Raw genomic sequence first — 9,714 nt, 5'->3', positions numbered from 1 at the left:
GGCCGCGCCCCCGTCTTCGCCGGCGCCGGCGGCCCGCTGCCCACCGCCAAGGCCATCGCGCGCGCCGCCGCCGCGCAGGGCGCTGACGGGCTGCTGCTGATGCCTCCCTACCTGGTCAGCGGCCCTCCCACCGGCTTGGTGCGGTACGTGCGCGAGGTGGCCGCGACCGTCGACCTGCCGGTCGTCATCTACCAACGGGGCACCGCCCGCTTCTCCCCCTCTGCCGTCGCGGAGTTGGCCGAAATGCCCAACGTCATCGGCTTCAAGGACGGGCTGGGGGACTTCGACCTGCTCCAGCGGATCATCCTGACCGTGCGGCGGTCGACCGGCAAGGAGTTCACGTTCTTCAACGGCCTGCCCACCGCCGAGCTGACCGTGCCCGCCTACCGGGGGCTCGGGGTGAACCTGTACTCGAGCGCCGTGTTCGCGTTCGCGCCCGAGATCGCGCTGGCCTTCTACAAGGCGGTCACAGGCGGGGACGAGGTGCTGACGCAACGGCTGCTGACCGGGTTCTACCTTCCGCTGGTGGAGCTGCGGGACCTTGTGCCCGGGTACGCGGTCTCGCTGGTCAAGGCGGGAGTGCGGTTTCGGGGGCTGGATGTGGGGGGCGTACGGGCGCCGCTGGTGGACCCGACGCCCGAGCACCTGGAGTCCCTGGAGCGGATCATCGCGAAGGGCCTGGATATCGCCGGCGCCTGACGCTTAGGCCCCCTCAAGACACGCTGACCATCAGACCCACGAGCAGCCCGCCATCACCGTGACGCCCGCCCGAAGCACGACCGATCGCCAACCTCGCGCCCAGCTCCAACACGACCACCCGGCCGCCAGGACCACCACCAACCCACGACCAGCCGGCCAGCCCCGCACCCAGCCAAACAGCCCCACCACGACCACCCGACCACCGGGCAACCGCCATCAGCACATGGCCGACCAGCCAGCCCACAGCCAGCCGGTCAGCCGCTACCACCCCTGCACACGACCGCAGAATCGCGATGGGCAGCAGCACCGCCCACCGTCAACCCACGACCACCACGTTTCCCCACCCCGGGAGCCCAGCGGCCCCTTTCACGCCTCCAGGCGGCCGTCGACCCTCCGCGGAATGGACAGCGGGTTGCTGTCCTTCAGCTCGTCGGGCAGCAGCGCCTCCGGCCAGTCCTGGTATGCCGTAGGCGCCAGCCACCGTTCGATCGCCGTAGCCCCGACAGACGTGGAGGTCGTGGTCGCGGCAGGCCAAGGACCACCGTGTTGCATCGCCCAGCACACAGCCACCCCAGTCGGCCACCCGTTCCAGATGAGCCGACCGGCCTTCCTGCGCAGCACCTCGACGACGTCTCCGGCCTCGTCAGGCTCGGTGCTGTGAACGGTCGCGGTCAGCGACCCTTCCAGCCGCTCAAGCACGGGCCGCAGGTCGGAAATTTCCCGATACGTCACCACGATCGACGCCGGCCCGAAGCACTCCTCGGCGATACGGGGAAGCTTCTCCTCGAACGTGTCGAGATCAGCGACGAACACCTTGGGCGTGACCGCCCAGCTTCCCTCGCCCGGCTTGCCCTCGGCCAGCAGCCGCAGCTCGCCCAGCCGATCGACACCCCCGACGTACCCGTCCCTGATCCGCTCGGCCAGCATGGGGCCTCCGCTGGTCCCCTCGACCGCCTCGACGAGGGCATCCCGGAGCTCGTCGCCCTCGGGCACGAACATGAGCCCAGGATTCGTGCAGAACTGCCCGACCCCCAGCGTCACCGACCCGGCGAACCCCGCGGCGACCTCCTTGGCCGGCGCGGACGGCAGCACGACGACGGGGTTGACGCTGCCCAGCTCACCGTAGAACGGGATCGGCACCTCGCGCTCGTCGATCAGCCGCTGGATCGCCTTGCCCCCGGCGACGGACCCGGTGAACCCGGCCGCGACCACCCCGGGGTGCTGCACCAGGTCGATACCGGCCTGCATGCCCTGCACGAGACCCAGCAGGTCGGCGTTCGGCAGCGCCTCGCGGACGATCTTCGCCACCCGGTCGGAGGTGTTCGGATGCCCGGGATGCGCCTTGACCACGACCGGACACCCCGCGGCCAGCGCGGACGCGGTGTCGCCTCCGGCCACCGAGAACGCGAACGGGAAGTTGCTGGCCGCGAAGACGGCGACCACACCCGGCAGCGGGTGCTTCATGCGCCGCACGTCGGGCCGGGGCGGCGCGAGCGAGGCATCGGCGTGATCGATGATGGCCTCGGTATAACCGCCGTCCCTGAGGACCTGGGCGAAGAGCCGGAACTGCCCCGCCGTACGCGCGACCTCGCCGCGCAGCCGTACCTCACCGAGCGCGGTCTCCTGGTCGGCGAGCTGCCACAGCTCGTCCACGTTCGCGGCGAGCGCGTCGGCGACGGCCTCGAGCGCGAGCGCCCGCTCAGCCGCCGGGGTCGCCCGCCAGGCCGCGCCGGCGGCGGCCGCGGCGGAAACGATCGTGTCGACCCCGGCACTGTCGGTTTCGGGCAGCGCGGCGCCAACGGCCTCGCCTGTCCTGGGGTCGTGTCCGTAGATCATCGAAAGGCCCTTCCGAGCTTGACACTTCTTCATCTTGATTCTTACAGTTGCGGCAACTTGTCCACAAATCTGGCTATTGTTCACATATCTGGACGGCGGGCTAAATGATCATCAGGCAGATCCACGTCACCCCTGTTGCCTTCCGGGACCCGCCCCTCCTGAACGCCGCCGGAGTCCACGAGCCGTGGGCCCTCCGTACCATTGTCGAGGTCGTCACAGACGAAGGTCTGACCGGGTTGGGAGAGACCTACGGGGACCTCACACATCTGGGCAAGGTACGCGAGTGCGCGGAAGCCCTGATCGGCCTCGACGTGCACGCCACGAACACGATGTACGCCCGGATCAGCGCGATCGTCGGCGAAACGGTGACCGACCTGCACGGATTGACCGGCGTCACCACCAAGGAGAAGAGCGTCGACCGGATCTTCTCCCCCTTTGAGGTGGCTTGCCTCGACATTCGCGGCAAGGCGGCCAGAGTGCCGGTGGTGGACCTCTTGGGCGGTCGCGTCAGGGACGCGGTGCCGTACAGCGCGTACCTCTTCTACAAGTGGGCCGGCCACCCCGGCGAGGAGCCCGACCGGTTCGGCGCGGCCCTGAACGAAGCAGGTGTCGTCGAGCAAGCAGCCCTCCTCATCAAGGAATACGGCTTCCAGTCCATCAAGCTCAAAGGCGGCGTCTTCCCCCCGGACCAGGAGATAGCCGCGATACGCGCCCTCCACGAGGCGTTCCCCGGTGTCCCCCTCCGCCTGGACCCGAACGCCGCCTGGACAGTCGAGACCTCGATCCGGGTGGGCCAGGAGCTCGAAGGCACCCTCCAATACCTGGAGGACCCGACCGCCAGCATTTCCGGCATGGCGGAGGTGGCCGCCGCCGTCCCCATGCCCCTCGCCACGAACATGTGCGTGGTCACCCATGAACACCTCCCTCCCGCCATCGCATCCCGCGCGATCGGCGTACTCCTCCTGGACCATCACTACTGGGGTGGACTCGAACGTTCCGCCCACGTCGCCACCCTGTGCGACACGTTCGGCCTGGCGCTGTCCATGCACTCCAACTCCCACCTCGGGATCAGCCTGGCCGCCATGACCCATCTGGCCGCCGCCACCCCCAACCTCACGTTCGCCTGCGACACGCACACGCCCTGGCAGGACGGCCAGGACGTGGTCGCACCCGGCGCCCTGAGCTTCGTGAACGGCGCCGTCCCGGTGCCCGGCGGCCCCGGTCTCGGCGTCGAACTCGACCGCGACGCACTGGCCGTCATGAACGAGCAGTACGAGAAGTGCGGGATCTCCGCCCGCGACGACACGAGTTACATGCAACGCTTCGAGCCCACCTTTTCCGCAAGGAGACCACGCTGGTGAAGCAGCCCACGCCGGTGAACGTGGCCTACGTCTACCCCTGGGACATCGTCGGCGACCCTTCGGCGCCTGACCGCCTGGCCGGCCTGGGCGTGCAGGCGGTAGCGCTGGCCGCGAGCTACCACTCCACGAGAGCCGCCACGCCCTACCACCCGTCCCACCGCGTACTGGACGTGCCATATCCGGCCTTCTACCTCCCGATCCGCCCGTCATCCTGGTCCCGGCTGATCCCCGCCACCCCCACCTGGACCCCGGAGGACGCATACCTCCAGGCCAGAGACGCGCTGAAGGCGGTAGGCCTTCAGGTGCACGCCTGGACCGTCCTCACCCACAACTCCCACCTGGGCACGGCAAATCCCGACCTGGTCGTACGCAACGCCTTCGGCGACCCGTACCCGTACGCGCTCTGCCCGGCTCACGAGGACGTCGTCGAGTACTGCGAGCGCCTGGTCCAGGAGATCCTCACCGTAGGCGAGCCGGACGGCCTCATCCTGGAAGCCTGCGGCCCCATGGGCTTCGGCCACCAGAGCGTCCACGAGAAGACGTCCGGCGCGGACTGGACACCCGCCGACGCCGACCTGCTCTCACTGTGCTTCTGCTCGTCCTGCGCCGACCGCTACCCGCCGGCCACCAGAGACAGAGTCCGCGCTGCCATAGACCGCGCCCCGCTCGGGCAAACCCCAACAGCAGCCACAACGACTCACATCACCACCACAACGTCCATTTCACAGACCAGCGCGTCTTCACAGACCGGCACGTCGCACGCACACATCACCACCACGGCCGGCGCCACGGTCGTCGCCCACCCCCTCACCATCGCCCAGGCCCTCGGCGAGCTGACCGACGAAGTACGCGCCACCCGCGTAGAACTGTCCGCCTCCCTGCGCCAACGCCTGATCGCCGTGGCCAGAAGGACTGCTCCAAACGTCCCCATCACCCTGCACGCCAACCCGGACCCCTGGGCGGCGGGCGCCTTCGCCGCACTCCCTGCAGGCGAACCCGAAGCGGACGTCCTGGTGGCCAACTGCTGGGGCGACCCGGCCACGGACGCCACCCGCCTCGCCCACCTCAAGGACCTGTCCACCCCAGGCCAGCGGATAGGCGCCTATGTCCTGGCCCTGCCACCTCGCCCCGCCGACGCCACAGCGCTGGTAGACCAGCTCAGAACGTATGCGAAGGCAGGAGCATCCGAATTCCACCTGTACCACGCCGGCCTGGCCTCCCCCCAACGCCTGGCAGCCATCTCCGAGGCCATCCGCCAGCACATCTGACGCCACATACGCCCTCATCGACGAAGATCGCGTCATCGGCCCTCCCAGAGCCGCGCGATCCGCCCAGTATGCTCGCCGCCGACCGATCGAGTGGCGGAGATCGTCTCGTCCAGGTCGTGGAGTAGCTGCCCGGTACGGTCGAGCAGGACCTCTCCGGCGATGGCGGGCACCACCCGGTGCGGGCCCGGTGTGCGGCTTTGGCGCATGAGTTCCTCCGATCAAGGATCGATGGCGCTGGGATGCGGTGAAGGCGGCAGACGAGTGCGGCCCGTAAAGGGAGGCAGGGACGGTCGCCAAGGGCGCGGGCAAGGGCGGCCGCCAAAGGGGACCGTCGCGGCAGGCGGATAAAGGGGCAGCAGGACAAATTCACCCTGCAGCAGAAACCAGCCCGCTCTCATACGCCGCGATGACAAGCTGCGCCCGATCCCGAGCCTCCAGCTTGGCCAGCAACCGAGTGATATGCGTCTTCACCGTAGCCAGGCTCACCTGCAGATATTCCGCAATCTCCGCATTGGACAATCCCCGCGCGATCAGCATCAACACCTCTCGTTCCCGCTCCGTAACGCCCGCCAACCCCTTCACTCGAGGCAGGACAGGCGTACGCGTGAACTCCTCAATCAACCTGCGCGTAACCGTAGGAGCCAACAAGGCCTCCCCACCCGCCACCACCCGAATAGCGGCAAGCAAGTCCGCCGGCGGCGTGTCCTTCAGCAAGAACCCGCTGGCCCCAGCCCGAAGTGCGTCATAAACATAAGCATCAAGATCAAACATCGTCACAACAAGAACCCGCGAAACATCCTTAATCCTCCGAGTAGCCTCAATTCCATCCATTTCCGGCATCCTCACGTCCATAAGCACCACATCCGCCCGCTCCTCCAAAGCCACCGAAACGGCCTCCACCCCAGTGGCCGCCTCCCCCACCACAGTCAGATCAGGCTCCGAGTCGACCAGCACTCTGAAACTCCCCCTGAGCAACGCCTGATCGTCGGCAATAACCACCCGGATCACGAGACCTCCTCATAGGGCAGCCGCGCGAAAACCCGAAACCCTCGCCCAGGAAGCCGCCCGGCTTCGAACACCCCGCCATACATCGCAGCCCGCTCACGCATCCCGATCAGGCCATTCCCGGTGCCCACGGACGGCAACGCACGTCTTCCAGGCCCGTCATCCACTACCTCGATCCGTACATTCTTGCCATCAGCGACCACGGACACCCGGCAACGGGCGGGCGCGGCGTGCTTGGCGACGTTGGTGAGCGCTTCCTGCACGATGCGATAAACCGACAACTCCACACCTTCAGGCAGCCGCCTTCGCTCCCTGACGTCCCTCTCACGACCGTCATCATCGCTGCCCGGGATTCGCACTTCGAGCCCGACCTCAACCCCCGCCAGCCGAGCCTGCTCCACCAACCCCTCGATCCCCGCCAGACCGGGTGGGGGTACGAGGTCGGGCTCGGACGTGGATCTGAGCACACCAAGCAGGTGGCGCATTTCGACCAGCGCGCTCCTGCTCGCCGTCTCGATCACACGCAGCGCGTCATGCGCCTCGTCCGGCCTGGTCGCCAGCACGTGATTGGCCACCCCTGCTTTGACCGCGATCAAGCCGACGCTGTGCGTCACCACGTCATGCAATTCGCGAGCGATCCGTAACCGCTCCTCCGCGACCGCCTGCGCCGCCAGCCGCTCAGCATCACGGGCCGCATAGAGCCTCCGCTCCTGCACCGCCCGGCCCACCGTCCACGCGCCGCCCAGCGCCGCGATGCCCAGCAGGGGCTTGTCGAGATGCAACAACCATCCCGGCGCGCTGTCGCGCGGCACTCCTGCTACAGCGAGGCCGAAGACCGTGACCAGGCTCAACGCTCCGATTCCCGACGTCGGGACCGCGACGCCGACCCTGTCGGAGAAGGCCACGATGTAGAGCGCGTACGCGGGGGCGAGGTAGGCGAACGCCACGGCGTCGACCAGCACGGCGAAGATGGCCAGCACCAGAGTGAAGCAGAAGACGGGCAGTGGCCACAGTCTTCGTAGTGCCAGCGGCAGCCCCAACCCGAAGGGGATGGCGATCCTCACCCACGGCGGCAGGGCGGTGGCATTGACCGCCGTCGTGAAACTCGCGAACGCGAAGCACATCCCCGCCACCAGATCGAGCATGACGAGCTGGCGACGGCTCAGTCGCCTGGCGAAGAAGGGATGGGTGTCGTCCACGCGTGGAACCGTAGCGGCTTCGGCGGCCTCCGCACGTCAACCCAGGGTCTGACCTTGAGATTCGAACCGTGGTCCGACGCGCCGGCGACCCGCCGTCCCGCATCCTTTACGGCGTGATCGAACTCCAACACCTCACTAAACGCTACGGAGCCACCCTCGCCGTGGACGACCTGTCGTTCAAGGTCGAGCCGGGCCACGTGACCGGCTTCCTCGGCCCCAACGGCGCCGGCAAGTCCACCACCATGCGCCTGATCCTCGGCCTCGACGCCCCGACCGCTGGCCAGGCACTGGTCAACGGCCGCCGCTACACATCGCTCAGCAAGCCGATGCACGAGGTGGGCGCCCTCCTCGACGCAAGCGCCGTCCACGGCGGCCGCAGCGCCTACGACCACCTGCTCTCCCTGGCCCGCACCAACGACATCGGCCCCACGCGCGTGGCGGAGGTGCTCCAGCAGGTCGGGCTGGCAGGTGTGGCGCGCAAGCGGGTGGGTGGATTCTCGCTCGGCATGAAACAACGGCTGGGCATCGCGTCGGCGCTGCTCGGCGATCCAGGCGTGTTGATGTTCGACGAGCCCGTGAACGGCCTGGATCCCGACGGCGTGCGCTGGATCCGCGACCTCATGCGCTCGCTGGCCGCGGAAGGCCGGACGATCCTGCTCTCCAGCCACCTGATGAGCGAGATGGCCCTCACCGCCGAACGCATCGTCATCGTCGGCCGCGGCAAGCTGATCGCCGAGGCCACCGTCACGGAGCTGACCGCGCGCTACCCGTCCCTCGAGGACGCCTACATGGCTCTAACCGCCGACAGCGTGCAGTACGGGGCGGCCCGTTGAAGGCCGTCATCTCCTCCGAATGGCTGAAGCTACGCTCGGTGGCCTCCACCTATCACACGCTGGGGACGGCGGCCTTGACAGTGCTTCTCGGCGTCGCGTGGACCCTCTATGTGAGCGGCCTGGCCGACGAGCGGGGATCACTGCGCGCCGCTGCCCCTGAGCAGGGCTTCCTCCCACTCGTTCAGATCAGCCTGACAGTGCTCGGTGTGCTGACGATCACTTCCGAGTACGCCACGGGCACGATCCGCACCAGCCTGACCGCCGTCCCGAAACGCGGCACATTACTCCTGGCCAAGGCCGGAATCGTCGGCCTGGCCACCTTCATAGCCGCCAGCACGATCCTTCTGGTCACCTATTCGACGAGCCGCCTGATAGCAGATGGTCACGAGCTGGGCTTCAACGACATCTCGTTAGCCCACGACCTGACAATGCTGCTCGCCTCCGGCCTATCGCCACCGGCAAGAAGCAAGGGACCTATACCGGCCGCGTCGCCGTCCGCGCCACCGGCAGCTTCAACATCACCACCGCCCACGGGACCGTCCAAGGCATCCACCATCGACACTTTCGTCTCCTCCAGCGAGCAGACGGATACGCCTACACCACGCAGAAGGAGGCGAGGGCTCCCTCCCCGGGCTGAAGCTCGGGGTTTCAGCCCCAGATATCTGATGAGCGTTCTCACTTCGGAATGGCTAAAGATCCGCTCCGTCCGCTCGACGTACTTGATCCTCGGCCTCAGCCTTGGCGCGGTCCTCTTGGGGCTCGCACTCGCCGTGATGGCCGCTCACATGTACGACAGCGCTCCTGCCGCCAAACGGCCGAGCGCCCGGATCGCCGACCTGGAGGAAGTGGTCGTGATCGTGCCCCAGCTGTGCATGGGCATTCTCGGCACGCTCGCCATCACCTCCGAATACCTGACCGGCCTGATCAGGACGAGCTTGGCCATCGTCCCCCGCCGCTGGCCCATACTGGCCGCCAAGTCCACAATCGTGGGCACGCTGGGCCTGCTCGTCGGCTCGATGACGGTTTTCGGCACCTACTTCGTCACCCGATGGGTGCTCGGCGACCGCTTCTCAGGCGCGTACACCAGTGCCTTCCTGGACAGGCTGCCGCTCCTGATCACCCTCGCCCTCACCGTGCCCACGTTCGCGCTACTCGGCCTGGGCTTGGGCGCACTCTTGCGCTCCACCGCCGCGGCGATCGCCATCCTCGTCGGACTCGTGTACGTGATCCCCATGATCATCGGCAACATCCCGGAGCCATGGAGCGACCGTCTCGGCTCGCTGATGATCGGCGCACTCCCCCGTGAGATCACCGGCGACATCATCACCACGTCGGTATATGGCTACCTCTTGCCGCCCGCAGCAGCCGTCGCGGTGCTCGTCGCCTACGCAGCACTTCCCCTGGTAGTCGCAGGCTGGTGCCGACGGCCATGGAAGACTCCTGGTAGGCGGCCAGTTGAGTCCCGGCTGATGGCCACGAGAATTCCCCGTGGATGGCCCCGAGTGCCCTGATC

9 protein-coding genes are annotated in these 9,714 nt (G+C 67.8%); 5 read left to right on the top strand and 4 right to left on the bottom strand.

What is annotated here, in order from left to right:
• Positions 1–699 (top strand): 5-dehydro-4-deoxyglucarate dehydratase (locus AB0J09_RS44275; RefSeq protein ID WP_360705188.1); only part of this gene is annotated, 699 nt, incomplete at its 5' end.
• 366 nt (positions 700–1,065) lie between these two features.
• On the opposite strand, the gene AB0J09_RS44270 is transcribed toward AB0J09_RS44275, so the two are convergent.
• The gene (locus AB0J09_RS44270) at positions 1,066–2,535 is read right to left on the bottom strand and encodes an aldehyde dehydrogenase (NADP(+)) (protein WP_360705185.1); all 1,470 of its coding nucleotides are present in this window, start codon (positions 2,533–2,535) and stop codon (positions 1,066–1,068) included.
• A gap of 104 nt (positions 2,536–2,639) precedes the next feature.
• Here AB0J09_RS44270 and AB0J09_RS44265 point away from each other — a divergent pair, with 104 nt between their 5' ends.
• Together AB0J09_RS44265 and AB0J09_RS44260 are read left to right on the top strand one after the other, a co-directional pair.
• Complete coding sequence (locus AB0J09_RS44265; RefSeq protein ID WP_360705182.1) at positions 2,640–3,896, top strand: glucarate dehydratase family protein; 1,257 nt, start codon at positions 2,640–2,642, stop codon at positions 3,894–3,896.
• Positions 3,893–5,164, top strand: a complete 1,272-nt coding sequence (locus tag AB0J09_RS44260) for a hypothetical protein (RefSeq protein WP_360705180.1) — start codon at positions 3,893–3,895, stop codon at positions 5,162–5,164. The genes AB0J09_RS44265 and AB0J09_RS44260 overlap by 4 nt, the downstream gene beginning before the upstream one ends.
• Before the next feature lie 32 nt (positions 5,165–5,196).
• Here AB0J09_RS44260 and AB0J09_RS44255 read toward each other — a convergent pair whose 3' ends face one another.
• The 3 genes from AB0J09_RS44255 to AB0J09_RS44245 all read right to left on the bottom strand — a co-directional run bounded on the left by AB0J09_RS44255 (position 5,197) and on the right by AB0J09_RS44245 (position 7,368).
• The gene (locus AB0J09_RS44255) at positions 5,197–5,370 is read right to left on the bottom strand and encodes a hypothetical protein (RefSeq protein WP_360705177.1); all 174 of its coding nucleotides are present in this window, start codon (positions 5,368–5,370) and stop codon (positions 5,197–5,199) included.
• 160 nt (positions 5,371–5,530) lie between these two features.
• Positions 5,531–6,172 carry a response regulator transcription factor gene (locus AB0J09_RS44250; RefSeq protein ID WP_360705175.1) on the bottom strand — a complete coding sequence of 214 codons (642 nt, stop codon included), beginning with the start codon at positions 6,170–6,172 and terminating at the stop codon, positions 5,531–5,533.
• On the bottom strand, positions 6,169–7,368 hold the full coding sequence (locus AB0J09_RS44245; RefSeq protein WP_360705173.1) for a sensor histidine kinase: 1,200 nt from the start codon (positions 7,366–7,368) through the stop codon (positions 6,169–6,171). The genes AB0J09_RS44250 and AB0J09_RS44245 overlap by 4 nt, the downstream gene beginning before the upstream one ends.
• A gap of 113 nt (positions 7,369–7,481) precedes the next feature.
• On the opposite strand from AB0J09_RS44245, the gene AB0J09_RS44240 reads away from it, so the two are divergent.
• Complete coding sequence (locus AB0J09_RS44240) at positions 7,482–8,201, top strand: ATP-binding cassette domain-containing protein (RefSeq protein WP_360705170.1); 720 nt, start codon at positions 7,482–7,484, stop codon at positions 8,199–8,201.
• Between the two features lie 38 nt (positions 8,202–8,239).
• Positions 8,240–9,712: a hypothetical protein gene (locus AB0J09_RS44235; RefSeq protein ID WP_360705167.1), complete on the top strand. Its 1,473-nt coding sequence runs from the start codon at positions 8,240–8,242 to the stop codon at positions 9,710–9,712.
• Positions 9,713–9,714: the final 2 nt, after the last annotated feature.

The sequence above is a fragment of the Nonomuraea sp. NPDC049784 genome (genome assembly GCF_040659615.1).
Taxonomy (GTDB): Bacteria; Actinomycetota; Actinomycetes; order Streptosporangiales; family Streptosporangiaceae; genus Nonomuraea.
This window is presented reverse-complemented; position numbering and strand designations above follow the sequence as displayed.

Excerpts from the sequence above, each read along its gene's own strand:
- AB0J09_RS44270 (WP_360705185.1), bottom strand. The coding sequence starts at position 2,535 with ATGATCTACGGACACGACCCCAGGACAGGCGAGGCCGTTGGCGCCGCG.
- AB0J09_RS44265 (WP_360705182.1), top strand. The coding sequence starts at position 2,640 with ATGATCATCAGGCAGATCCACGTCACCCCTGTTGCCTTCCGGGACCCG.
- AB0J09_RS44255 (WP_360705177.1), bottom strand. The coding sequence starts at position 5,370 with ATGCGCCAAAGCCGCACACCGGGCCCGCACCGGGTGGTGCCCGCCATC.